This window comes from Cohaesibacter gelatinilyticus (genome assembly GCF_900215605.1).
GTDB lineage: Bacteria > Pseudomonadota > Alphaproteobacteria > Rhizobiales > Cohaesibacteraceae > Cohaesibacter > Cohaesibacter gelatinilyticus.
On sequence record NZ_OBEL01000006.1, the window covers coordinates 232,488 to 257,153 of the forward strand.

At 50.4% G+C, this 24,666-nt stretch carries 22 protein-coding genes; 15 read left to right on the forward strand and 7 right to left on the reverse strand.

From position 1 onward, the window contains the following. Positions 1 to 183: 183 nt before the first annotated feature. Positions 184 to 885 carry a histidine phosphotransferase ChpT gene (chpT, locus tag CRO57_RS20650; protein WP_097155398.1) on the reverse strand — a complete coding sequence of 234 codons (702 nt, stop codon included), beginning with the start codon at positions 883 to 885 and terminating at the stop codon, positions 184 to 186. Between the two features lie 216 nt (positions 886 to 1,101). Then, a complete protein-coding gene (locus CRO57_RS20655; RefSeq protein WP_141401295.1) occupies positions 1,102 to 1,641 on the reverse strand; it encodes a YHS domain-containing (seleno)protein in 540 nt (179 codons plus the stop codon). 237 nt (positions 1,642 to 1,878) lie between these two features. Here CRO57_RS20655 and CRO57_RS20660 point away from each other — a divergent pair, with 237 nt between their 5' ends. The 6 genes from CRO57_RS20660 (at position 1,879) to CRO57_RS20685 (ending at position 8,510) form a co-directional block, all read left to right on the forward strand. Continuing rightward, entirely contained in the window at positions 1,879 to 2,496 is a 618-nt protein-coding gene (locus tag CRO57_RS20660) for a DUF1134 domain-containing protein (protein WP_425291293.1), read from the forward strand. 251 nt (positions 2,497 to 2,747) lie between these two features. Further along, the gene (locus tag CRO57_RS20665; protein ID WP_097155400.1) at positions 2,748 to 4,031 is read left to right on the forward strand and encodes a coiled-coil domain-containing protein; all 1,284 of its coding nucleotides are present in this window, start codon (positions 2,748 to 2,750) and stop codon (positions 4,029 to 4,031) included. Between the two features lie 125 nt (positions 4,032 to 4,156). Beyond that, positions 4,157 to 5,974: an ABC-F family ATP-binding cassette domain-containing protein gene (locus CRO57_RS20670; protein ID WP_097155401.1), complete on the forward strand. Its 1,818-nt coding sequence runs from the start codon at positions 4,157 to 4,159 to the stop codon at positions 5,972 to 5,974. Positions 5,975 to 6,052: 78 nt separating this feature from the next. After that, complete coding sequence (locus CRO57_RS20675; RefSeq protein WP_097155402.1) at positions 6,053 to 6,508, forward strand: hypothetical protein; 456 nt, start codon at positions 6,053 to 6,055, stop codon at positions 6,506 to 6,508. Then, entirely contained in the window at positions 6,505 to 6,726 is a 222-nt protein-coding gene (locus CRO57_RS20680; protein WP_097155403.1) for a helix-turn-helix transcriptional regulator, read from the forward strand. The genes CRO57_RS20675 and CRO57_RS20680 overlap by 4 nt, the downstream gene beginning before the upstream one ends. A gap of 197 nt (positions 6,727 to 6,923) precedes the next feature. Beyond that, a complete protein-coding gene (locus tag CRO57_RS20685) occupies positions 6,924 to 8,510 on the forward strand; it encodes a peptide chain release factor 3 (RefSeq protein WP_097155404.1) in 1,587 nt (528 codons plus the stop codon). Between the two features lie 36 nt (positions 8,511 to 8,546). Here CRO57_RS20685 and CRO57_RS20690 read toward each other — a convergent pair whose 3' ends face one another. Continuing rightward, on the reverse strand, positions 8,547 to 9,206 hold the full coding sequence (locus CRO57_RS20690) for a GGDEF domain-containing protein (protein WP_141401296.1): 660 nt from the start codon (positions 9,204 to 9,206) through the stop codon (positions 8,547 to 8,549). Between the two features lie 359 nt (positions 9,207 to 9,565). Between CRO57_RS20690 and CRO57_RS20695 the strand changes: the two genes are divergently transcribed. Next, positions 9,566 to 9,967, forward strand: a complete 402-nt coding sequence (locus CRO57_RS20695) for a YbaY family lipoprotein (protein WP_097155406.1) — start codon at positions 9,566 to 9,568, stop codon at positions 9,965 to 9,967. 99 nt (positions 9,968 to 10,066) lie between these two features. Here the strand turns inward: CRO57_RS20695 and CRO57_RS20700 are convergent, their stop codons facing one another. After that, positions 10,067 to 10,819, reverse strand: coding sequence for a DUF2066 domain-containing protein (locus tag CRO57_RS20700; RefSeq protein WP_097155407.1), 753 nt, complete (start codon positions 10,817 to 10,819; stop codon positions 10,067 to 10,069). Positions 10,820 to 11,020: 201 nt separating this feature from the next. Here CRO57_RS20700 and CRO57_RS20705 point away from each other — a divergent pair, with 201 nt between their 5' ends. Continuing rightward, the gene (locus CRO57_RS20705; RefSeq protein WP_097155408.1) at positions 11,021 to 11,722 is read left to right on the forward strand and encodes an MORN repeat-containing protein; all 702 of its coding nucleotides are present in this window, start codon (positions 11,021 to 11,023) and stop codon (positions 11,720 to 11,722) included. 71 nt (positions 11,723 to 11,793) lie between these two features. Here the strand turns inward: CRO57_RS20705 and ilvD are convergent, their stop codons facing one another. After that, positions 11,794 to 13,650 (reverse strand): dihydroxy-acid dehydratase, encoded by a 1,857-nt coding sequence (gene ilvD, locus CRO57_RS20710; RefSeq protein ID WP_097155409.1) that lies wholly within the window; start codon positions 13,648 to 13,650, stop codon positions 11,794 to 11,796. Positions 13,651 to 13,812: 162 nt separating this feature from the next. Next, positions 13,813 to 14,061, reverse strand: coding sequence for a hypothetical protein (locus CRO57_RS24425; RefSeq protein ID WP_141401297.1), 249 nt, complete (start codon positions 14,059 to 14,061; stop codon positions 13,813 to 13,815). Between CRO57_RS24425 and CRO57_RS20715 the strand changes: the two genes are divergently transcribed. The 5 genes from CRO57_RS20715 to CRO57_RS20735 all read left to right on the forward strand — a co-directional run bounded on the left by CRO57_RS20715 (position 14,049) and on the right by CRO57_RS20735 (position 19,636). Then, entirely contained in the window at positions 14,049 to 14,951 is a 903-nt protein-coding gene (locus CRO57_RS20715; protein ID WP_097155410.1) for a LysR family transcriptional regulator, read from the forward strand. The genes CRO57_RS24425 and CRO57_RS20715 overlap by 13 nt on opposite strands. Before the next feature lie 144 nt (positions 14,952 to 15,095). Then, entirely contained in the window at positions 15,096 to 16,103 is a 1,008-nt protein-coding gene (locus tag CRO57_RS20720; RefSeq protein WP_170956190.1) for a TAXI family TRAP transporter solute-binding subunit, read from the forward strand. A 166-nt stretch (positions 16,104 to 16,269) separates the two neighbouring features. After that, positions 16,270 to 18,162 (forward strand): TRAP transporter permease, encoded by a 1,893-nt coding sequence (locus CRO57_RS20725; protein ID WP_097155412.1) that lies wholly within the window; start codon positions 16,270 to 16,272, stop codon positions 18,160 to 18,162. Beyond that, complete coding sequence (locus tag CRO57_RS20730; protein ID WP_170956191.1) at positions 18,149 to 18,664, forward strand: RidA family protein; 516 nt, start codon at positions 18,149 to 18,151, stop codon at positions 18,662 to 18,664. Before CRO57_RS20725 ends, CRO57_RS20730 begins: the two co-directional genes overlap by 14 nt. A gap of 36 nt (positions 18,665 to 18,700) precedes the next feature. Beyond that, complete coding sequence (locus CRO57_RS20735) at positions 18,701 to 19,636, forward strand: DMT family transporter (protein ID WP_097155414.1); 936 nt, start codon at positions 18,701 to 18,703, stop codon at positions 19,634 to 19,636. 121 nt (positions 19,637 to 19,757) lie between these two features. On the opposite strand, the gene trpB is transcribed toward CRO57_RS20735, so the two are convergent. Further along, the gene (gene trpB / locus CRO57_RS20740; RefSeq protein WP_170956192.1) at positions 19,758 to 20,969 is read right to left on the reverse strand and encodes a tryptophan synthase subunit beta; all 1,212 of its coding nucleotides are present in this window, start codon (positions 20,967 to 20,969) and stop codon (positions 19,758 to 19,760) included. 423 nt (positions 20,970 to 21,392) lie between these two features. On the opposite strand from trpB, the gene speA reads away from it, so the two are divergent. Then, positions 21,393 to 23,282: a biosynthetic arginine decarboxylase gene (gene speA, locus CRO57_RS20745; RefSeq protein ID WP_210200954.1), complete on the forward strand. Its 1,890-nt coding sequence runs from the start codon at positions 21,393 to 21,395 to the stop codon at positions 23,280 to 23,282. 156 nt (positions 23,283 to 23,438) lie between these two features. Beyond that, the gene (locus CRO57_RS20750) at positions 23,439 to 24,644 is read left to right on the forward strand and encodes a saccharopine dehydrogenase family protein (protein ID WP_097155417.1); all 1,206 of its coding nucleotides are present in this window, start codon (positions 23,439 to 23,441) and stop codon (positions 24,642 to 24,644) included. The last annotated feature ends 22 nt before the right edge of the window (positions 24,645 to 24,666 follow it).

The following is a 24,666-nucleotide window of genomic DNA, read 5'->3' on the forward strand; positions in this document are numbered from 1 at the left end:
GATCCATACCCTGACAATTGGCGGAATCCTGCCACTTCACGCGGCTGTTCCCCCTCAGTGTCGGACCAAGTGGTTAAGATAGGCTGAAGCAAACCACAATAATTGTCAGCTTTTACGTCAACCTATCAATAACCCTATTGATTATTTTACCATATAAATTAGGGAAAATACTTAGTTACTCATTCAAGCATCTTCACCTGGGATTGCAACACCAATCATTTCGCTTGCAGGCGGTATGTAAACCGGCTTGGCCTCAATGGTAATTGTGTCGTCAGTCCAGTCAAACGACAGATCCATCTTGCTTTCTCGCGCCAGGAGCCCGGTATAATAAGGCTGAATGGCATGGGCATCGATGCCGTGATCATCAGCAGGTTTACCACGCAACAGGCGATCAAGACTTGCCGGAATACGTGCATTCCGACCCTCGCAAACCAACAGGAAAGTAGGGTAACGGGCGTCCCCATCATGCTTAACCTTAATGGTACCTCCCCGAGGAATTGTTGAAGTTCCGATTAGCACAAGGTTAAGAAGCAACTTGACCAGATTCTTGGGCATCAGGACACGTGTCCCTTCCCATTCCATGTCAGCCTTTTCTCCTGCCATGAAATTACTGGCAACTTTTTCCGCATCGCCAGTATCGATTTCAGCGCCAGCAGATCCGGCGGCACCAAATGCAAGACGCGCAAACTGGAGCTTGGCCGAAGCGGTATGAGCCGACTTGGTAATCAGCTCCATGGCAAAGGCACGCATATCCTCGCCATTATCCTCTTCAAGCACTTCAAGGCCATTTGTAATCGCCCCAACCGGGCTAATGATGTCGTGGCAAACCCGGCTACAGAGCAAAGCAGCCAGATCCATGGAGGAAAGGGTGTCCTTGGCAGTCATTACATCCTCAACTGGTTGGATTCATGTCTTTGGTATTCATTCACTCTTACGAATCAATACCACTCTCTCTTAATGAGAATTAACCATCCACGCGGCATCTGCCAAGGGTTCACTGATCTTGCCCACTCAAACTGGGCAAGAAACCATATGAAATAATGTAAAGTAGTGATGTTTTGGCAGACTTACTCTCCCTAAAAGGAAAGGAATGCCTTTATATCAGCGTGTAAGAGTGGGTTCCAACTTTTGCCAGCTGGCTATTCCACGTTGAATATGCTGTTCCAGTGCCTGGGCCCAGGCTGCCCGAGCTGGAAAAGAATAAAAAAGATAAAGCCTGTCTTTATAAAGAGCCCAAACCTTCGGGTTGGAAGCAGACAAGTAACCCCGTGCCATGGCCAAAGCTCCATGCCCACCAAATTGTGGCGCATAAAGATCGGGATCTGCCTTGAAGACTTCAAGATTGGCCTGTGATGCGAAAACCCAACTCACATTGTTCCAGACAAACTCATAATCATGTTTGCCTTTCACTGCTTTTTGATCGGTATGATAAGCCACCGGGTCATAACCCCATATAGCAAGTCCGCTATTCGGATCGATCACAACGCGTCGCGATTGCACCGATGCCTCTACATCATTGACATTGATAGAAAGATCAACAGCAATACAGACGAACACCATCAGGCAAATTGACAAGCCCTTCTTCATCATCAACAGGACCGATTGCCCAGTCTTGCTCCACGATCCTCGCATCGCCTTCATGCCACTCTTCCTTACAGCCAACCAATTCCGGTTGTCATATTCCTCTGCCCACAAGAAACTTCCTTCTGGTCCGCCGAATATCATTTTTTCATCATAATCAACCCTAGACTGGTCGAAATAAGGATTCTGTTAAGAAAAAAGAGCCATCCATAAGATATGGTAAACAAAATATTGTCGGCTCCGAACTTCGCTCGAATCCACCCGCCATGGCAATTTTTCCTGCAAAGGACACCGAACATGACCCTGTTTCAGCACCGCACGTTTGGCGCATATTTCTCCACCCTGTTCATCGCAGCCATGCTGTATGTGATCTCGGCAACAATGCTGAGCACATCTGCCCGCGCACAGGCAAATGACATCAATCCAAATGACAATTTCTACTCGAATGCAGAAATACTGGATGCTGGCCAACGATTCTTTGGGTCTGTCTCCGGTGGCCTTGCCTCTGTTCTGGAAAGGTCGTTCGCCAAATATGGCCTACCCAACGGCTATATTCTCGGTGAAGAAGGAAGCGCTGCCATTGTAGCGGGCCTGCGCTATGGCGAGGGGACGCTCTATACCAAAAACATGGGTGAACACAAGGTCTTCTGGCAAGGCCCTTCCATTGGTTGGGACTTTGGTGGAGACGGCAATCGCACCATGATGCTTGTCTATCACCTGCCCGATACCAGCGCCATCTATCGTCGTTATATCGGCTTCAACGGCTCTGCCTATCTGGTTGGTGGTTTTGGTCTGACCGTCCTTGGCAACAATGGAATTCTGGTGGTTCCTGTCCGCTCAGGCGTCGGGGCCAGGCTTGGCGTCAATGTCGGTTATCTGAAATTCAGTCAACGTCCGACCTGGAACCCGTTCTGATCCAACCTGCTCTTTGAATGCAGTTTCAGCCCCGTCAGCAATCTGTTGACGGGGTTTTTGTTTCGCAGACAATGTATTTTGATTAGAAATTACTGTCGGTCTTTCCCCTAAAAAAGACCAAAAAATGAATAGTTAATAGTGATTAACTATTCCACCTTGTCCACTCTACTGGTAAAACCAAAGATAAGATTCGGTTCGGATCGATTAAGCACTTGTTATCGGGTGCATACGGGTATAGGTGGTCATTTCCCTTGATTGAATCTGCTTTATATATCTTGCTGGGTTTCATCATCGCCATTTTGATGATGCTGGTAGTCGTTCCCATGATCTGGCGCCGTGCGGTTCGTCTCACCGAAAAGCGTGTATTGGGCGAGATACCGATCAGCTACAGTGAATTGCAGGCAGAAAAAGATATGCAGCGGGCCGAGCAGGCCATCACCCAGCGTCGACTGGAAGTCTCCGTGGAATCCCAGCGCGAGCAGCTTACCCTTAACAGCATCAAAATTGACCGTCTCAAGCAAACAATTGAAGAGCGTAATAGCTCAATCACGGATCATCAGAAAATCATTTCAGATCTGGAAAACTCCCTTGCCAACAAAGGCGATGACTATCTGCATCAGGCAGGCCAGCTGGAACAATCGCGCACTTCGGTCGCGCAAGCCAGGGAGCGGATTGCAGAGCTTGAACAGATCAAGACCGATCTTGAAACTGATATCCTGCATTTCGAGACCGAGCAAAGTGAACAGAAAGTGGAACTGGTTGCCCAATTGGCACGCATCGAGGCTGCACGTGGTGAGATTTCAGAACTAAACCAGGCACTCAAAACCGAGACCGATAGCAGAAAAGAAGTCGAATCCCGCCTGAGCCAGAAAAACTCTGATTTTGATCGCATCAAAGAGCGCCTTGATACTCTGGACGAGAAACTCAACCAACTTCAGTCGGAAGCTGCCGACAAAGACAGCGAAATCGCAACATTGAAGCAGCGCGTTAAGCGCCTTCAAGGTGCTCGTAACAATTCATCATCAGATGATCAGGCTCGTTTGGCTGAAACAGAGGCACGGCGTGTGGAAGCGGAAGCAAAGATCTCAAGCCTGACATTACAATTGTCAAATCAGGGCGATAATGCTGATGACGAGAATTCCCGAGAAGCTGTTCGCAAGGCCCTTGAAGCTGACAATATTCGTCTGAACAAGCAAATCAACACTCTGCAATCGACGCTCAAGGAATTGCACGACAAATATGACGAACTCAGCAAAAACCAGTCCCCTGCTCAATCTGAAAGTCCTTTGACACCGTCCGAACATCAATTACGCGAGGAAATGAAAAAGATTGCGGCCCAAGTAACTGTTGCGGCCATGAAGCAGGAAGCAGAGCCTTCCAAAATTGCCGCCATTCTGGACGACAACAAACAGAACAAACAGCAAGAGGATCCGCTTTCCAAAGTCTTGTCACTGGCGGGCCATATCACCAATCTGGCAAAATCGTCAGATGAGAGCCAAGAAGAGCAACCGGAACAAAACGAACAAGCTTCCTGATTTCTGCCTGCAAATCTGAAACAAAGATAATTTCCCGCCACTTGAAAGTCTTCTCCAGCTTGGGTAAGCCTTGCCACATCCAATGTCTTATCGACATGTTCCAAGACTAGAAGGCAAGCACGTCCATGGCCCCTCCTCTGCTTCATTTGCAAGATACACATCTGACCATTGGCGGCCAGTCTCTCCTTGGCGGAACCGAGCTGGCAGTGCATGAGAGTGACGCAATTGCACTGGTAGGCCGCAATGGATCTGGCAAGTCCACACTTTTGAAAATTGCAGCAAATATCGTGGAACCCGACAAGGGAGAACGTTTCTTTCAACCAGGCACCACATTGCGCTACCTGCCGCAAGAACCGGACTTATCAGCCTATGAAACCACCCTTGCCTATGTGGAAGATGGCCTGACTGAAGGCGATGCCCACTACCGCGCCCAATATTTGCTGGAAGAACTTGGTCTTACGGGGCACGAAAATCCATCAGACATTTCAGGTGGCGAGGCCCGCCGCGCTGCCCTTGCACGTGTTCTGGCACCCGAACCCGACATTCTGCTACTGGACGAACCAACCAACCATCTGGACCTTCCCGCCATCGAATGGCTGGAAAGTGAACTGAGGCAAATTCGCTCAGCCAAAGTCATCATCAGCCATGACCGCCGCTTTCTTGAAAATCTGACCCGCACGACCGTCTGGATCGACCGTGGCACAGCTCGCCGCAGCAGTAGAGGTTTTGCTCATTTTGAAGCCTGGAGAGATGAGATTTTTGCGCAGGAAGAAGTTGAGGAGCAAAAGCTCAAACAAAAAATCCTCGCAGAAGAAGACTGGATCCGTTATGGCGTTACTGCACGCCGCAAACGCAATGTCCGTCGCCTTGGAGAACTGCATACTCTGCGTCACAAGAAACAACAAATGGCACAGAACCGACCTCAGGGCGACGTCAAGATGGCAGCCTCGGAAGGCGAGACATCCGGCAAGTCAGTAGTCAAGGCCAAGGAAATCAGCAAGGCCTATGAAGGGCGGAATATCGTCAAGGATTTCTCCATGGAAATTCTGCGTGGTGATCGTATTGGCATCGTTGGCCCCAATGGTGCAGGAAAATCTACGCTTATCAACTTGCTCACAGGCGGACTGGAACCTGACAGCGGCACAATCAAACTGGGTACCAATTTGCAAATGATGACGCTGGATCAGAAACGTGAAAGCCTGAATCCGGATTGGACCTTGAAAGAAGCCCTCACTTCTCATGGTGGTGACATGATTCAGGTGGGCGATACTTCGCGGCACGTTGTCTCCTACATGAAGGATTTTCTCTTCCGTCCGGAACAGGCCAGAAGCCCAATCGGAGTATTATCCGGCGGTGAACGCGGCCGTCTGATGTTGGCCCGTGCCCTCGCAAAGCCATCAAATATCTTGGTCCTTGACGAACCAACCAACGACCTGGATCTGGAAACCTTGGACCTGCTGCAGGAAGTCATCAACGACTATTCAGGCACAGTCATTCTGGTCAGCCATGATCGCGACTTCCTCGATCGCATTGTCACCTCTACGCTTTTTGCAGAAGGTGACGGAAAATGGATTGAATATGCCGGAGGTTATTCCGACATGGTTGCCCAACGAGGCACAGGTGTAGAAGCCAGAAAGGCCACCGCCAAAACCAAGCCTGTCAAAGAAAGCCATAGCTCAAAAGAGGAAGAGCTAAAACAACGCAAAGCGCTGACTTTCAAAGACAAACATCTGCTGGAAACCTTACCGATCAAGATGGAAGAAATTCAAGGTAAGATTGATCGCTTGCGCAAACGATTGGAAGACCCCGATCTTTTCACCAAAGATCCCGAAACCTTCAACAAGGCTGCAAAAGCACTGGAAGCCCAAGAAGAATTGCTGGAAAAAGCCGAAGAGAAATGGCTGGAGCTGGAAATCATGCAAGAAGAGCTCGGAGAAAGCTAAACAACAAAATGTAAAGGGCGCTTTACTTTTTTATCAATTCACATTATGTAAAGGGTGCTTTACATTTTGGAGATTGTTATGTCCCGTTATGAACGCTTTTCCTGGACTGCCACGGCACTGCTTCTCAGTGCCTGGGCGGCGCTGACCATACAATTTTGGAATGGCAACAACCTTGCCGAGCTTGAAACCCGCCAAATGGCCATATCATTGGGCCTGATTCTGGCTGCTGCAACCATCGGCTTGGTTCTCGCATCAACCACCCTCTGGTCAAAAAAGACAAAGGCTAGAGACCCCCTTGATGAGCGTGAGATATCTATTGAAAACCGCGCTGAAAAATATAGCTACTATGTGCTGGATGGCTGTATTTCGACTTTGATTGTCGCAATCCTTTGGGAAACAGCTTATGGCCCCAATCTCATCGGTAACTTTTCACTCCTCAAACCCGAAGGCTTGATTTTTGCATTGGCTTCCATTCTGATCATCGCCGCCCTTACTCGATTCATCACAGCAGCAATCGCATCAAAACTGTCATGACAGAGAGCAAGATTACAAACAATCTGCGCCTCTTGCGAAAATCTCCACCCAAGATGACCCAGCAGGAACTTGCAGACGCCCTCGATGTCTCACGACAAACCATCATTGCAATAGAGAATGGGCGCTATGCGCCCTCTCTTGCTCTTGCTCTGAAGATAGCGAAACTCATGCAACGACCAGTCGAAGAGATCTTTTCAATTCCGCACGAGGAGCAATAATCAGTCAGGTATCATGCTATCCTGCCAATACTGGAATTGATCGACGAAAATCCGGCTCGCAAATTGATTTCAGTCCAGCTTTTCTCTGGAAATTGCACTCACTCTCGCCTATGGTCCGCCCAACCTGATTTTGGCTGATCGCTTTGTGACCGCGCAAACGCGGATCGCCATTCCGTCAAGAGACATGAAAGACTGATATGCCCGCAAGTCATGAAAAGCGCCGCACTTTTGCAATCATCTCGCACCCCGATGCGGGTAAAACCACCCTGACAGAAAAGCTGCTCTATTTCGGTGGGGCCATTCGGATGGCCGGGCAAGTGAAGGCCCGAGGCGAAAAACGCCGTGCCAAATCTGACTGGATGAAGATTGAACAGGAACGTGGTATTTCGGTTACCTCATCGGTCATGACGTTCGAGCATAAAGATCTGATCTTCAACCTGCTTGATACACCGGGCCACGAAGACTTCTCAGAAGATACCTATCGCACACTCACCGCCGTTGACAGCGCCATCATGGTCATCGATGCCTCCAAAGGTATCGAGGCTCAGACCCGAAAATTATTCGAGGTTTGCCGGCTGCGCGATATTCCAATCATCACATTGGTCAACAAGTGTGATCGCGAAGCCAAGGACACTTTCGAGCTGCTGGATGAAATCCAGGAAACACTGGCCCTGGACCTTTCGCCAATGGTGTTACCCATCGGCACCGGTTCCAATTTCCATGGCTGCTTCAACATCACCAATGGCGATTATTATACTTCCGAGACACGAGGCGAGGCATTCGACAAGATTGTCGAAACGACTGGCTTTGACGATGAAAAACTCGATGAGCTGGTCGATGGTCAACTGCTGGAAGAAGCCCGGGAGATGATGGAATTAGCTTCTATAGGCTATTCGGAATTCGATCTGGAAAGCTACCAGGAAGGCCATCTGTCTCCGGTCATCTTCGGCTCCGCACTGAAAGATTACGGACCGACTGCCCTACTTGATTTGATCGCTGAGATCGCGCCAATGCCACGTTCGGCTCCATCAACCATTCGCACGGTGACACCTGACGAGAAAAAGGTTTCCGGCTTTGTCTTCAAAGTACAAGCCAATATGGACTCCAATCACCGTGACCGCGTGGCCTTCATGCGTATTTGCTCTGGTGATTTCAAACGAGGCATGAAACTGCGTCAGGTCCGCACAAACAAGGACGTGATGGTTCATAGCCCAATCATGTTCTTCGCGCAGGATCGCGAGGTGGTCCATGGTGCAGGACCTGGTGATGTAATTGGCATTCCGAACCACGGCACCATTCGCGTTGGCGACACCTTTACCGAAGGCGAAAATCTGCAATTCACCGGCCTTCCGGCTTTTGCTCCGGAAATTCTGCGCCGTGTTCGCCTGCCAGACACGACCAAAGTAAAACAACTCCGCCGCGCTTTGGAGGATCTGGCCGAGGAAGGTCTCACACAGGTCTTCAAGCCCAATATTGGTTCCAACTGGATCATTGGTCTCGTCGGCATCCTTCAGCTCGATGTTCTGAAGTCCCGTGCCAAGGCGGAATATGGCGTCGAAATCGACTTCGAGCCTTTGACTTTCAATATGGCCGTCTGGTTGAAATGCGAGGATGACGCCAAGCTGAAGACTTTCATCTCCGCAAATGCAGGCAATGTGGTGCATGACCGTGAAGGAAGCCCGGTCTTTCTGGCAAAGAGCCAGTGGGAGCTGGATTATACCAAAGAGCGCAATCCGGACATCATTTTCATGAAAACACGTGAACTGGTCAGCGCCGAAGGGTAAACTCAAATCTGAGTACAAACAGATATGCGGCTTTTTCTACAAAGAGCCGCCCATCACCCGATCACGCCCGTTTTCTTTAGCTTGATACATGTAGTGATCTGCCGCCTGCACCAGCTGGTCAAATCCATCCATATCAAACTTGGCATCGACGGATACCACTCCAATACTCACCGACAATCGATGAACAATCTCTGGTGAAGGTTCAAAATCAACGGCAGCAACAGCTTCTCGAATCCGCTCCGCCACCCGAAGGCTTTGCTCTCTGGCAATACCAGGGCAATAGATACAAAATTCTTCACCCCCCATTCGGCCAACAATGTCTCTCTTGCGCAAAACGCTTTTCATCGCATTCACGATAAGGACCAAGGCCTCATCTCCCGCCTTGTGGCCGTGACAATCATTGATCTGTTTGAAATGATCGACGTCCACCATAAGCAATGCTTTGGAGGCGGAAGCTTCTTCGCTCTTGCGAACGAGTTGATAAAATGTTGCTCGATTATAGGTCTGAGTCAGATCATCAAATTGCGAAATATGTTTCAAGGTCTCGTGAGCAAGGTGCAATTCATCATGCATATCAGCAAATTCAAGTCGCTTGCCCTGAATGTAATAGCTAACAGGAAAGGCGATGAACAAGGGCACAATGAAAGCAATAAGATAACCAACTCGATCAGGTCGATCCATTAGCGTATTCATCATCACAGAAGTCACCAACAGTGACACAACAACAGAAAGTGCCGTGACGAAAAAAGGTGTTTTTATTCTGGATCGCTTATTCAATGCATGAACACCTGTTTCAGATCAAAGGATAATCAGCTTGTCTTGCAAAAGCTTATCGCCATGCTCTTTACCAATTATAAAAGCATGTCCAAAAAATAAACAAGACTCCCGCAGCCAATTGCAGGCTGATAACAAAGCTCTCTTGGCAGCATAGAAAATGGCTGTCAAATTTCCCTTGCCTGAAAAAATCACCACAATCTGTGTTCATGTTACTTTCAGAGAGAAAGCATTAGCATTCTGAAACCGAACTCATTGAAAGAAAAATAGTGACACATGCCATGACCCGTCGTCAGGCCATCAAATTCCTGACACTCGCTTCTGCCGCCCTGCCCGCTTCTACTGCTTACGCAGGCAAAGCCACGATCAAAGGCGAAGCATTCTATCTGGAACGGATAGCATTACCCAAAAATGCAATCATGGAAGCACAATTGCTGGACATCTCATTGCAGGACGCCCCTGCCAAAATACTGGGCAAGGTCATTGTTGACCCAGCCGGTCAGGTTCCTGTTCCATTCACGATCCATTTCAACCCCGAGGACCAGAAGTCGGGTCACGTTTATGCTATTTCAGCCAGCATCAGAATGGATGGCAAGCTCATATATGCCAACGACACCATTCACCCGGCATTGGGCGAGCATCATCAAGATCTCTATCGGATCAAAATGGTTCCGGTAGGATAGGCATGAAAACCGCACACAAATATATGCGTCTTTCGGAAAAATATTTTTATAAACAATAATTTGAAAGTTCTGAATGACCGAATATTCATTCAAAATGCTCTAACGATTTTCCTTTGCCAGCAAGTCAACGCTCTTCCAGATGGCATGAGCAATCACCTTATCAAAGGTTCCAATTGGTGATATCCAACTTTGCTTGTTATCGGCATCACTCAGCTTCCAATCAGAAACCCAATATCCCTCCTTGTTGACCGACATACGGCCTGTCAATATTGTTTTGGCCTCGGTCTCAATCGGCATCGCATCGGATCTGGGAATAATCAGGGAAAGCGCAGTTCTATTACGCAGGGAGAAAATAACCTCACGTTGCCCCCAGCCACGTTCGGATGTCTCGGTGACCAGATAGTCCGCCTGACCGTCCCAGACATTCAGCAAGATCAGAATTTCAGGTCGTGTTTTCAACCAGGGCGCAGTTCCTGCCTTTGCAAGTAACGTATTGATCTTCTTCTCATCAAAGAGAACCGTAAATTCGAATGAGCGATCCCTCGTTCCCTGTTCATCAGAAATCTGTATGCCTTCCTTTCGATCAAGATAGGAAAAACTGGCAACATACTCCTCGACTCGTTGCAAAGCATCCAGCACTTCGGGATTGGTAAGAACCAAACGATTACCACTCGCCTTGGCCACGACCATCTTCAGGCATTCCACCATACCACGCTTGCGTTCGGGCAGATTGTCCTGCCCGGTGATTATGGTGGTCGCAGAATATAGATGTTCATGCCCAGCATACGCTGGCAAAACCGATTGGCCCAACAGGCCGGACAAGAAGATGGCAATATATAGATATAAACGCATGAATTGATCCTATCACAAGCTGATGTGGAAGCCCAATTTGCACCACACGAATGTCCTTCCTGCTTTCAAACTGGCTTCAAGAGTTAGTACATCTATACCTCTTGTTTGACTGACGCTTCACATCAACACTTTGTCCTCAACACCCTCTCCAATCAACGCACAAAACTCAAAACCCCGTTGGACATCAATCAGGATTTAGACATGACGTCGCTGCCTCACATTATCAAACTGACAGCATTGCTGTCAGGCATACTCTTCTCTGCTCATTCTCAGGCCGACACTTTGCGCTATAACAATGCAGTTTATGAAGGCCAGGTTGGGATCTACAACACCAAGAAAGGTCGGATCAAAAAGCCCAACGGCCAAGGCACCCTGCGCTTCAACAGCGGTAATGTTCATAAAGGCATGTTCAGCAATGGTAGACCGCATGGCCTGGGTACCCGGTTCTATGCCAGTGGCAGTAAATGCTATGGCCGCTTTGAAGGAGGCAAGATGAATGGGTATTTCAAATGCACTTACTCAAGCGGAGCCCGTTATGAAGGAACCATGCAGAACAACAAGCGCACGATTGGCCGCATGACATATTCCAACGGCAACGTCTATGATGGCGCCTGGAGAAATGGGAAACCACATGGACGCGGGGAAAAAAGATATAGCAGTGGCAACCGATATGTGGGCAGCTGGAAAAATGGCAAGCTCAATGGCGAAGCTGTACTGAGATATGCCTCGGGAGCATCCTATACCGGCTATTTCCGGGATAACAAGAAACATGGCCCCGGCGAATACATAAACACCGCAAAGAGAATAAGCGCCTGCCTGCTCTATAATATGGGCGACAAGGTCCGCCAGGCACGATCAACCGGCAGCCGCGCAGAATGCTATGACAAAGCCCGCCGCTGGTAGTGTCAATCAACCAACAAAAAAACCCGGCGCTCATTTGAGGCCGGGTTTTCATTCAATACTGCCGGAGCAACCTACTCTTCGACACGGGTCAAACCGGTCAGATCACGCACAGCACCTTTATCGGCGGAAGTAGCCATCAGGCCGAAGGCTTCCAGAGAGCGGGACACAATGCGAGTGCGATGCTCAACCGGCTTCCAGCCATCACGACCTTTGGCATTCATCACAGCACGGCGCTCTGCCATAACCTCATCAGATACTTCAACGTCAATCTTACGGTTTGGAATATCGATATGAATCATATCGCCCTCTTCCACCAGACCGATGGCACCCCCAGAGGCAGCCTCTGGAGAAACATGACCAATGGAAAGACCAGAGGTACCACCTGAGAAGCGACCATCAGTGATCAGTGCACATTCCTTACCCAGACCCATGGCTTTCAGATAGGAGGTTGGATAGAGCATTTCCTGCATGCCCGGACCACCGCGAGGACCTTCATATCGGATCAAAACCACGTCACCAGATTTGATGTCGCCACCGGTGATACCTTTCACGGCACTGTCCTGACTCTCAAAAATACGCGCAGGACCGGAGAATTTCAAAATGCTCTCATCCACACCTGCAGTCTTCACGATACATCCATCCTTGGCGATGTTGCCAAAGAGAACCGCCAGACCACCATCCTGACTATAGGCATTTTCCTTATTACGGATACAGCCATCAGCACGGTCGGTATCCAGTTCTTTATAGCGCTTGGCCTGAGAAAAAGCCTCAGTGGTGCGGACACCGCCGGGTGCCGCACTATAAAGCGTTTTCACCGCATCAGACGGATTCCGCATGATATCGAAAGTATCGATAGCATCACCAATAGTTGGCAGATGAACGGTAGAACAATCGCGATGAATAAGGCCAGCACGATCCAACTCACCCAGAATACCCATGATACCACCAGCACGATGGCAATTCTCGATATGATATTTCTGCGTCATTGGTGCCAGCTTACAAACGGATGGAACCGAGCGGGAAAGGCGATCGATATCTGACATGGTGAAGTCGATTTCACCTTCACGTGCGATGGCCAGAATATGCAGCACGGTATTGGTGGAGCCACCCATTGCAATGTCCAGTGTCATGGCATTTTCAAACGCCTTGAAGTTGGCAACATTGCGTGGCAATACGCTTTCATCGTCTTCCCTGTAATAGCGCTTGCACATATCAACGGCGGTACGCGCTGCTTCAAGGAACAATTCTTTACGATCCGCATGGGTCGCAACAACGGTGCCATTGCCCGGTAGAGCGAAGCCAAGGGCTTCAGCCAGACAATTCATGGAGTTCGCGGTGAACATGCCTGAGCAGGAACCACAAGTCGGGCAAGCTGCTTCTTCCACCTTCTGCACCATTTCGTCAGAGACTTGAGGATCGGTCCCCATGACGATGGCATCCACCAAATCCAACCCGTGATCAATGCCTTCGGCACGACCAGCTTCCATCGGGCCACCAGAAACAAAAATTGCAGGAATATTGAGGCGCATGGCAGCCATCAACATGCCCGGCGTGATCTTGTCGCAGTTGGAAATACAAACCAGAGCATCAGCGCAATGAGCATTGGCCATATATTCCACGCTATCGGCGATGATTTCACGAGACGGCAGAGAATAGAGCATGCCGTCATGGCCCATCGCAATGCCATCATCCACAGCAATGGTATTCATTTCCTTGGCGATACCACCTGCAGCTTCGATCTCACGCGCCACCATCTGACCAAGATCTTTCAGATGCACATGGCCCGGTACGAACTGGGTGAAGGAGTTGCAAACAGCAATAATTGGCTTGCCGAAATCCTTGTTTTCCATACCGGTCGCACGCCAAAGAGCGCGGGCACCAGCCATATTGCGGCCATGGGTCGAAGTCTTGGAACGATAGTCTGGCATTTCCTGATCCTTGTGGGATATATCAAGCAGCTTCCGGGCAACCGGATTTTGTTACCACCAGAAGCTCATACGGTCATCTGGTCCTAAGGGGCATGCCCCAGTCTGCTCCTGTCATAAACCATTCAAGGAATGGGAGACAAACAGTTTCTTTGAATTGATTGATCAATCCCGCTGATAAAAGAACAATAATAATAAAAATGACGCCTCTGTTTTGAACAAAATCACCGCTTCGAGGATCATATCAAGCTGCCACACATTCAGTTCCATCTGGGCAGGTAGACTAACGGTTCCAGGAAAAGTCGCTTGGCTTTCACAACAAAAACAGCCTAAATGAGAACTCCAAGCCAAACACAATCGCAACAAATACAAAATCGTGTCTGGCGTATCATGGAAACCAAATGAAAGTTTCACTGCATCACCTTCGTGCCTTTGTGGCAGTCTCACGTGAAAGGTCTTTCACACGTGCCGCAGAGCTTTTGGATATGTCACAGCCTGCTGTTACCACGGCCATCAAGCAGTTGGAAGAAACACTGAATGTGCGCCTGTTTGACCGATCGACAAAGGTTTTACGCCTGACCAAGGCCAGCGAGACCTTTTTACCAAGTATCGAACGAGTATTGGGAGAGCTGGACCAGACCCTGCATGACTTTCAAGCCATGGTCGATGGCGCGCAGGGGCATGTCGCCGTATCGGTTCTACCATCGGTTGCGACCAATGTATTGCCCAGAACCATTGAGAGCTTTTTTGCGGCCTTTCCCAATATCCGTCTGTCGCTGCGTGACGATAATTCTTCTGGCGTAAGAGAGCGTGTATTGAGCGGAGAAGTGGATTTGGGAGTTGCCGGGCGACCGGACCCGACCGAGGCACTGGATTTTGAGCCTCTTATTCGTGATCCATTTGGTGTGGTGGCCCATAAGAGCCATCCTTTATCACAGGGCAGCGGGCCTTTGAAATGGCAAGAACTGGCAGACTATCCCTATATATCCTTTGCAGCTGATACCGGCATTCGCCCCATTCTGGATACATTGAAAGATGTGCCGGAAAATATTTCTGCACCCTGGATCGAGGTTTCCAATATTGCCACCGTCTTGTCGTTGCTGAAAACCAATCTCGGCATTGCCGCCTTGCCGCAAATGTCAGTGAACCCAATTGAGCAAGATGTGGTCTTCCGAACCCTTTTGAACCCGCCTTTGTTTCGAGAACTTGGCCTGATCACCCGTCGAAACCGGTCTTTGTCTCCGGCGGCGGAGCGCTTCACTCAACATATGAAGGATGCCTTGAAGCCCTATTGGGAACGTTAGATGGTCGTGCAGGATATGGTTCATTTATCTATTTATACAGTTTGTTTATAGAATCCTATTTTTTATTAAAAATACTCATAAATCTTGTTGCCTGATCTGGCACATATGGCCTTATGGACTCCATCAAACCATGGGAGGTTTCATATGACACAGACATTCATGCGCAGTTTCCTGCGTACCGCAACGGGTATATTGGCAGCAGCTACCATCAGCACGTCAGCGATGGCAGATGACCCGGAATTCCTGAATATCGGTGGTGGCCCGAGTGGCGGCACGTTCAATGTTGTCGCCACCGGGCTTGGCAATCTGATGGGCGAAGCATTCCCGAACAGCGTTGTAGGTGTGCAGCCCGGTGGATCCGGCCCCAATATCTTGCGTGTCTCTTCGGGCGAAGCGGATCTGGGTATCACATCCGCCAGCAATGCCTCAGATGCCTTTGCGGGCCGTGACCCGGCTACACCTGACAAACCGATCAAAAATTTACGGGGTTTGATGACCTTTTTCCCAAGTGCTATCCAGATCTGGGTGGATGCAAGCTCAGACATCAAGTCCATCAAAGATCTGGTGGGCAAACAGATCAGTGCCGGCCAGCCGGGTCAGACATCCTGGAATGCCTTTAACAATCTGCTGAAAGTACATGGCATGACCATCGAAGATCTGGAAGCCAATGGTGGCAAGCTTCATCATCTGAGCTGGAAGGAATCCCAAAACGGCTTGCGCAACGGTCAGCTCGACGCCGTGATGTGGGTGGCTCTCTATCCGCATTCCACCGTTCTGGCAACAGAAACTGCCCGCAAGATCCGTGTACTGGATCTGGATGATGCAATGGTCGATGAATATCTTTCCAAATATGGCAGCGGCTTCGAAAAAGTCACCCTGCCGGTGGGTCTCTATCAGGGTCAGTCAAAGCCGGTGACCTCGGTTGGCACCAAGACCTTCCTGTTTGCCTCTGACAAGATGTCTGATGACACCGCTTACAAGGTTACATCCAGCATCTGGAACAATCTTGATCGCTTCCAAAAAACCCATGCCCTACTGCAATATATCGAAGCAGAGACTGCTGGTCGCGGCATGCTGGTGCCTCTTCATCCCGGTGCTGCCAAATTCTACAAGGAAAAAGGCATCCCGATGGATAAGCCAGCTCTGAAGTAGCAGCCTGGCTCTCGCTTTTCCCTAGAAGTGAGAGCTCTTTCCCTGTTTGACGATCTGAGTTAATGCCTTATCTAACTTCCCTCCAGATAAGGTCGAGATAGATCGCCAAACAGGGTTGCATCTTGAATTTTCATCCGGCGACCAAGCATTTCAGGAGCGGCCACTCATGCCCTTCACTCTCGATAAAACCGTTTCGGTTTTGGCAGTCTCCATGGCGATGTTTCATCTGTTGGTGGCATCCCCGTTTTTTCTGTTCCCCGATTTGGTGGTACGCGGAACGCATCTGCTTTTATCGCTTGTGATCGGATTTCTGATTTATAGATCGGCGGGTGGCGTGTTCCGCTCCATGCTTGATTGGGGCCTGATCCTGCTATCGGTTCTGTGTGTCGGATATCTGATTGTCAATCATAGCTCAATTGTCGTGCGTCCACCATGGACACAGGTCGCGACGCCGGCGGAGTTACTTGTCGCGTTAGGCACGGTGCTTGTGGTGCTGGAAATGACGCGTCGCGCCCTTGGCATGTCCATCACGGCGCTATGCGTTATCTTCATTGCGTATGGTTTTGCCGGGCCCTATTTGCGTCATGTCGATTTTCTGCGTCCGCTGGCTCATAAGGGCGTGAGCATCAATCAGTTTGTCGATCAGATCTATTTCAGTTTCGAGGGCATTTTTGGAGTGGCACTTGGCGTCTCCACCGATTTCATTTTCCTGTTTGTGGTCTTTGGGGCATTGCTTCAGGTGATTGGCGGCGGGGACTTTTTCGTCAATGTCACCAAGTCCGCGACCGGTGCCACACGAGGTGGGCCGGCCAAGATGGCCGTTGTTGCCAGCGCCTTGATGGGCACTATGTCCGGCAGTTCGGTTGCCAATGTGGCAACCACCGGTGCCATAACCATTCCGATGATGAAAAAGCTGGGCTATCCGAAGGCCTTTGCCGGGGCGGTGGAGGCTGTGGCTTCGACCGGAGGGCAAATCACACCACCCATCATGGGAGCTGCGGCCTTTCTGATGGCCGCGATTTTGGGCATCACCTATCAGGAAGTGATCACAGCTGCAGCCTTGCCCGCCTTTCTATTCTTTGCCTCCCTGTTTGTGGCGGTGCATTGGGAAGCTTTGAAACATGGCTTGCAACCGCTGGAACGCAGCGAGAAGGGCGCGACCTGGCGTGAGTTCAAGGCTGGCTGGACCTTCCTTCTGCCGCTTGTGGTGATCATGACGTTCCTGATCATGGGCTATACACCAAGCCTTTGCGCCTTTTATGGAGTAGTTGCGACCCTGATCACTCCCTTCCTGCGGGCATCCACCCGTGTGTCGGGCAAGACGCTGGCCCATGGGCTGGAATTTGGAGCCAAGTCAGCAGTGACCGTTGCCATTGCCTGCGCGTCAGCTGGCATCATTGTCGGCATCGTACAGATTTCGGGCCTTGGTTTTCGCTTTTCCAGTCTGGTGCTGGCCTTTGCCGATGGCAATCTTTATATGGCGTTGTTCCTTGCCATGATTGCCGCTTTCATCTTTGGTATGGGCATGCCGACAACCCCAGCTTATATCATTCAGGCCACTCTGGTTGCGCCCGCATTGGTGGACCTTGGGGCCAATCCTTTGGCAGCCCACCTATTCGTCTTCTATTATGCAGTATTGGGACAAATCACACCTCCGGTTGCTGTGGCCGCTTTTGCAGCAGCACCGATTGCGGACACCAGTTCCACATCGGTTGGCTGGCGGGCCTTTGCACTCGGCATTCCTGCCTATGTCATTCCGTTTTTGTTTGTCGCCAATCCCGAACTTTTAGGTCAGGGCAATTGGGCCGATCTGGCACAGGTTCTGCTGCGCTCTGCCATTGCCATTGTGTGTCTGTCCATTGCGCTGACAGGTTGGCTGGCCGGACGTGGGCTTGGCTGGATCGGTCGGACCTTCCTGCTGGTAGCCGCAAGCTTGCTGATCACTGCTGATCTGGCCTTCAATGGCCTTGCAATTCTCGCTCTGCTGTTGGTTTGGCTGATGCAGCGATATGGCCTGAATTTCTTCGATAAAAAAGATGCAAGTTATGACCGAAGCTAGATATTCCGATCAGATGAATTGTGCCGAGGTAGAGGGCGCGCTCGATAAGCTGATTGCCACCTTACCGCAGCCAGAGGGAACCAAATATCCCTATGATCTGGTTGCAATTGAAGGGCTAACCGTTTTTCTTGCCGGTCAAGTGCCAAAGCAAAATGGGGCTCTGGCTCATGTCGGCAAGGTAGGCGGGGAAGTCAGTCCTGACGAGGCAGTGCAAAGCGCGCGAATTTGCGCCCAGCAGGCTCTGTCCTGGTTCCATGTCTGCGCGGGCGGTTTGCACAATCTTCAGCGCGTTCTACGCATCACCTGCTATGTCGCCCATGATGACAGTTTCAGCGACATTTCATCAATCGCTGACGGGGCGTCGAATTTTCTGATCGAGGCCTTGTCGGATCGCGGCCGCCATGCGCGCTCGGTCATCGGGGTCAAAAGCCTGCCACGCAATGCCCCTGTGCTGATTGAGATGACGGCATCGCTCAAATCCCCCCAACCACAAACTTTTTGATGTGAAATTGCAGATCTTAAAGCAAGGGAGCGTAACATGACGGCAAAAACGCTGCCGGTGCTGGATTCAAAATCAGCGCTTTTGTTGCTTGTGCTATCTGCCCTTTGGGGTGGATCTTTCTTTTTCGGTGATATTGCACTTCAGGAAGTACCACCGTTGACCGTGACCCTGCATCGTGTCATCTGGGCTGCGCCCATCGTTGCTCTGGTCATGAAACTGAAAGGGATTGCCTTTCCGCGATCCCTGCTGTTTTGGGGCGCAAGCGTCGTGATGGGAGCGTTGAACAATGCCATTCCCTTTGCGCTGATCCTTTGGGGGCAGACACAAATCGAAAGTGGCCTTGCTTCCATTCTGAACAGTACTACCTCCATGTTTGCCGTGGTTGTGGCTGGGCTTTTCCTGGCGGATGAGCCTTTTACTTTTCGAAAATTTGTCGGCGTGATGCTTGGTACGGCAGGTGTGGTTTTCATCATGGGACCAGATATGCTGGGTGATTTCAGTCTTGGCAATCTGGCGCAACTTGCCATTCTTGGAGGCTCGCTGGGATATGCATTGGCCGGGGTCTGGGCGAAACGAACCATGTCTGGCCATCCGCCGCTGGCTTGTGCTTTTGGTATGCTGATCTGCACGACGTTTCTACTGATCCCGATTGTCCTGATGGTTGATGGTGCACCGCGTCTGGTATTATCCATCCCGGTTTGGGGAGCCTTGCTGGGGATTTCTGCTCTCTCTACCGCGCTGGCCTATGTGCTCTATTTCATCATTCTTACACGGGCCGGAGCTGGCAATGTGCTGCTGGTGGCCTTGCTCACACCGCTCTTTGCCATTGCTCTTGGGGTTTGCTTTCTCGGCGAAACCATGGCACCGGAGATTTGGATCGGCTTTGCCATCATCGCGCTTGGTTTTGCAGTGATGGATGGTCGCCTCGGAACGTTACTTATGCGAAAGCTTTCGATCATTGCACATTCTTGACCTGCCAATCCCCATATGCAGTCATCAATAAATTGAAAATAAATAGTACAGACCGACCAGCCACACAAAACAAAAGGCCTCCCTTTTCTCAAAGAGAGACCTTTTGTTTGAATTGCAAGACTTAAAGTTTGAAGTCATCACCAAAGCCGAATTTCTCGGTCACATAATCAATGTCCTTGTCACCACGACCGGACAGATTGACCAGAATGCTTTCACCTGGATGGGAGATTGCCATTTTCATGGCATAAGCAATAGCATGGGAGCTTTCCAGAGCTGGAATGATGCCTTCATGACGAGACAGTGCATAGAATGCTTTCAAGGTCTCTTCATCACTGGCAGAACCATACTGAACCTTGCCGATGGTGTGCAGATAGGAATGCTCTGGACCAACGCCGGGATAATCAAGGCCAGATGCAATGGAGTGAACCGGTGCAGGTTCACCATTTTCATCCTTCAGCATGATGCATTTGAAACCATGAATTTGGCCCGGCTCACCATAGGTGATGGTTGCAGCATGCTTGCCCAGCTCTGTGCCAGTACCATGCGGCTCGACACCATGTAGCTGAACCTGATCATCATCAATGAAGCCGGAGAACAGGCCCATGGCATTGGAGCCGCCACCGACACATGCCACGACATGGTCAGGATTGTTGCCAGTCATTTCAAGGAACTGATCCTTGGCTTCAAAGCCCATCACGGACTGGAAATCACGAACCATTTTCGGGAAAGGATGCGGGCCAACCACAGAGCCGATGGCATAGATGGCATCTTCGGTCTGCTCCAGATAAGACATGAAGGCGGAATCGACAGCTTCCTTCAGGGTCTTGGCACCAAAGGAAACCGGCACAACCTTTGCGCCCAACAGTTTCATGCGCACCACATTCGGATGCTCCTTGGCGATATCCACTTCACCCATATGGATTTCACATTCCATACCGAAATAGGAAGCAGCGGTCGCCAAAGCCACACCATGCTGACCAGCACCGGTCTCAGCAATCAGCTTCTTCTTGCCCATGAATTTGGCAAGCAGGGCTTCGCCCATACAATGGTTCAGCTTATGCGCACCGGTATGATTGAGATCTTCACGCTTCAGATAAATCTGTGCGCCACCCATAGCGTTAGAAAGGTTCTTTGCATGCTGAACCGGTGTAGGGCGACCCTGGAAATGCTTCCGGATGTAGCGCAGTTCGGCAATATAGGAGCTATCTACGGCCAGACGCTCATAGGCTTCGGCAATTTCCTTGAAATGCGGCTCCAGTTGCGGCGGAATGAAGGCCCCACCAAACTCACCGAAAAAGCCGTCCTTGGAAGGCATTGTTTTTAAATAGCCCATAATTTCACTCCCAGACCTTCAATCTTATATTGTGAGGCTTCCTTCATTCGAAAGCTCAAAAGCATTTGCGATAATCTAGAGCAATCTGGATCCAATTGAAAAGGCCCACAATGTGATAAGCTTGAGGACTCACAATTTACCCCCAAATTGTGATCACAAGACGCTGAAACCTCATCTCTTTTCGGTTCCAATCCAAGAACAAGGCCAACAAACTGTCAGAAAGCACAATTGAGCCAAATTTTCCTTGGACTTGTCGATCACTTTCCGCCATAAGCCCCTCACACCGCTCCATAGACGGAGCTGACAGAAGAATGAGGTTTCTCGACGAAACAACTGGGCTGCATTCACAAGACGCAAAATCTTACGCTCTTGCCCAATCCAGCCCCTAGGCCCTTGTAGGCCTGACATTGAAGGATGACGCGGTTGAGCAATTCTGGACCTGAAGCGATTTATGGAATCGAACGTTGGGGCAAAGGCCTGTTTGAGGTGCTGGAGAATGGCAATATTGGCCTGATCACGCAGCATGGTGAAACCACCACCACAACGGACCTGACATCAATCCTGCATTCACTGGAAGAGCGCGGCATTGCCTCGCCCATTCTGTTGCGCATCGCCAACAATCTGCAAAGCCAGATCGACAAGATCAACAATGGCTTTCAGACCGCTATCAAGGAGCTGAATTACAAGAACAGCTATCGCGGTGTCTTTCCTGTCAAAGTCAATCAGCAAGCCCATGTGATCGAAAAAATCGTCGAATATGGTGCCCCTCACAATTTCGGCCTCGAAGTCGGCTCCAAGCCAGAACTGATCATCGCTCTGGGCCAGCGTCTGGCGACTGAGAGCCTGCTCATCTGCAACGGCATCAAGGATAGCGAATTCATCTCGCTGGCACTGCTGTCCCGCAAGCTTGGTTTCAATACCGTGCTGGTGCTGGAAAGTGTCTCCGAGCTGGAACTTGTTCTCAAGGAATCCAAACGCATTGGCATCCGGCCAGCTCTTGGTATCCGCATCAAGCTGAACAATCGCATCACCGGCAACTGGGCACTGTCTTCTGGCGACCGGTCTGCCTTCGGTCTCTCCGCTCCTGATGTGCTGCACGTGATTGAGCGCCTGAAGGAAGAAGAGTTTCTCGATTGCCTGCTGTTGCAGCATTTCCATCTGGGCAGTCAGGTGCCTGATATTCTGGATGTGCGGCGCTCTACAGCAGAAGCTTGCCGCTTCTTTGTCGAGCTTCGCAAGGAAGGCGCTCCACTGAAATATATCGATCTCGGCGGTGGCCTTGGCATTGATTATACCGGCGAGCATAAATCGACCGAAAACTCCATCAACTACACCACGACCGAATATTGCAACAATATCGTCGAAGCGGTGAAGAACACTATGGATGATGCAGGTGAAGATCATCCAATCATCGTCACGGAAAGTGGCCGTGCGACAGTTGCCTATTCCTCGATGCTGCTCTTCAACATTCTCGATGTCACCCATTATGAAGATCGGGAAACCATAGAAATCGGTAATGATGATCTGCGCTCGCTACGTGATATGCGCGATGTTGAGAGCTATCTGACCCCTACTCGTCTACAGGAATGCCTGAACGATGTAACCTTCTATCGCGATGAAGTGCGCCGCAACTTTGGCCGTGGCGAGATTGGCCTGCGCGATCTGGTGAAAGCAGAAAAGCTTTATCTGCATCTGGTCAGCAGAATGCGCAAAGTAGCACAAGGTGATGAATGGGTCTCTGACGACGTGAAAAGCGCGCTTGAAAGCTCCGCCGATATCTATCACGCCAATTTCTCTCTCTTCCAGAGCTTGCCGGATGTCTGGGCCATAGACCAGTTGCACCCAATCATCCCGATCCAACGCCTGAATGAAGAGCCAACCCGCCGCGCGATCCTCTCTGACATCACCTGCGATAGTGACGGCAAGGTCGACCAGTTCGTACTGGCCGATGGCATCTCCAATTCCCTGCCAGTGCATGAGCTGTCCGAGGGTGAACATTACCATCTTGCCGTCTTCTTTGTCGGCGCCTATCAGGAAACTCTGGGCGATCTGCATAATCTCTTTGGCGATACCAATGTGGCCACCATCGAGATCCAGCCGGATGGTGATGTGAACCTCATCCATGAGGTCGAAGGCGATACCATCGCCGAGGTCTTGCGCTATGTGGAATATGATCCCCTTGCGCTTTCCAATTCTTTCAAGAAAATGGTGGAAGAAGCCGTTTCCAAGAAACGGCTGACTGCGGGTGAACGCAAAACCATCATGACTGCTTTCAAAGAAAGCTTGAACGGCTACACTTATTTCGAGCATTAGTGCGCGTCTCATTGGATTGTATCCACAATCCAACGCCAAAGATTCGCACCCCTAAAATGAACTAGACTATGTCGCTGTGAATCCCATTCACTGGGACTTAGTCTAAGTTAAACGACTGAGGAAGCACTTTCCTCCCCATAAGAAGGACAGATATCCATGAACAAGGTTCTTGTTATCGGTGCAGGCGGCGTTGGCTCCGTCGTCATTCACAAAATGGCCCAACTGGCCGACATTTTCGGTGAAGTGACCTTGGCGTCCCGCCGCAAGTTCAAATGCGATGAGATCGCTGCTGAAGTCAAAAAGCGCATCGGCGTTGAGATCAAAACCGCCGAAGTGGATGCTGACAACAGCGAGGCAACTGCTGCCCTGATCCGCGAAACTGGCGCAACCCTCGTGGTCAATGTTGCCTTGCCTTATCAGGATCTGACCATCATGGATGCCTGTCTGGCGACCGGCACCCATTATCTGGATACCGCCAACTACGAGCCACGCGATGAGGCCAAGTTCGAATATCACTGGCAGTGGGCGTACCAGCAGCGTTTTGAAGAAGCAGGCCTGATGGCGCTTCTCGGCTCCGGCTTCGATCCAGGGGTGACCAACGTCTTCACTGCTCATGCCAAGAAGCACCTGCTCGACCGCATCGATACCCTCGACATTCTCGATTGCAATGGCGGCGACCATGGCCAGCATTTTGCGACCAACTTCAACCCGGAAATCAATATCCGTGAAGTCACCGCAGAAGTTCGTCATTGGGAAAATGGCGACTGGGTCACCACCCCGGCCATGTCAAACAAACAAGCCTATGACTTCCCTGTGGTTGGCGAGCGCAACATGTATCAGATGTATCACGAGGAGCTGGAAAGCCTCTCCAAACATCTGCCGGAAATCAAGCGCGCCCGTTTCTGGATGACTTTCGGCGATGCTTACATCAAGCATTTGGAAGTGCTGCAGAATGTTGGCATGACCCGTATTGATCCAGTGATGTATGAAGGCAAGGAAATCATCCCGCTGCAGTTTTTGAAAGCAGTTCTGCCAAATCCGGGTGATCTCGGCAAAACCACCAAAGGCAAAACCTGCATCGGCAACATCATGACCGGTGAGAAGGACGGCGAAGAGAAAACCGTCTATGTCTATAACATCTGCGATCACGAGGAGTGCTTTGCAGAAGTTGGCTCTCAGGCCGTTTCCTACACCACCGGCGTTCCTGCCATGATCGGTGCTGCCCTGATGCTGACCGGTAAATGGTCCGGCAAAGGCGTCTTCAACATGGAACAGATGGATCCGGATCCATTCATGGACATGCTGAACAAGCATGGCCTGCCATGGCAGGTGGCTGAATTGGACAAGCCTCTGGATTTCTAATCCAACAATATCCAAGGGCTCG

Coding starts and splice junctions, on each gene's coding strand:
- CRO57_RS20750 (WP_097155417.1), top strand. CDS start 23,439: ATGAACAAGGTTCTTGTTATCGGTGCAGGCGGCGTTGGCTCCGTCGTC.
- CRO57_RS20695 (WP_097155406.1), top strand. CDS start 9,566: ATGACCCGTCGTCAGGCCATCAAATTCCTGACACTCGCTTCTGCCGCC.
- CRO57_RS20705 (WP_097155408.1), top strand. CDS start 11,021: ATGACGTCGCTGCCTCACATTATCAAACTGACAGCATTGCTGTCAGGC.
- CRO57_RS20660 (WP_425291293.1), top strand. CDS start 1,879: ATGACCCTGTTTCAGCACCGCACGTTTGGCGCATATTTCTCCACCCTG.
- CRO57_RS20655 (WP_141401295.1), bottom strand. CDS start 1,641: ATGAAGGCGATGCGAGGATCGTGGAGCAAGACTGGGCAATCGGTCCTG.
- CRO57_RS20685 (WP_097155404.1), top strand. CDS start 6,924: ATGCCCGCAAGTCATGAAAAGCGCCGCACTTTTGCAATCATCTCGCAC.
- CRO57_RS20720 (WP_170956190.1), top strand. CDS start 15,096: ATGACACAGACATTCATGCGCAGTTTCCTGCGTACCGCAACGGGTATA.
- trpB (WP_170956192.1), bottom strand. CDS start 20,969: ATGGGCTATTTAAAAACAATGCCTTCCAAGGACGGCTTTTTCGGTGAG.
- CRO57_RS20730 (WP_170956191.1), top strand. CDS start 18,149: ATGACCGAAGCTAGATATTCCGATCAGATGAATTGTGCCGAGGTAGAG.
- CRO57_RS20735 (WP_097155414.1), top strand. CDS start 18,701: ATGACGGCAAAAACGCTGCCGGTGCTGGATTCAAAATCAGCGCTTTTG.
- ilvD (WP_097155409.1), bottom strand. CDS start 13,650: ATGCCAGACTATCGTTCCAAGACTTCGACCCATGGCCGCAATATGGCT.
- CRO57_RS20715 (WP_097155410.1), top strand. CDS start 14,049: ATGAAAGTTTCACTGCATCACCTTCGTGCCTTTGTGGCAGTCTCACGT.
- CRO57_RS20690 (WP_141401296.1), bottom strand. CDS start 9,206: ATGATGAATACGCTAATGGATCGACCTGATCGAGTTGGTTATCTTATT.
- CRO57_RS20680 (WP_097155403.1), top strand. CDS start 6,505: ATGACAGAGAGCAAGATTACAAACAATCTGCGCCTCTTGCGAAAATCT.
- CRO57_RS20670 (WP_097155401.1), top strand. CDS start 4,157: ATGGCCCCTCCTCTGCTTCATTTGCAAGATACACATCTGACCATTGGC.
- CRO57_RS20725 (WP_097155412.1), top strand. CDS start 16,270: ATGCCCTTCACTCTCGATAAAACCGTTTCGGTTTTGGCAGTCTCCATG.
- CRO57_RS20700 (WP_097155407.1), bottom strand. CDS start 10,819: ATGCGTTTATATCTATATATTGCCATCTTCTTGTCCGGCCTGTTGGGC.
- CRO57_RS20675 (WP_097155402.1), top strand. CDS start 6,053: ATGTCCCGTTATGAACGCTTTTCCTGGACTGCCACGGCACTGCTTCTC.
- chpT (WP_097155398.1), bottom strand. CDS start 885: ATGACTGCCAAGGACACCCTTTCCTCCATGGATCTGGCTGCTTTGCTC.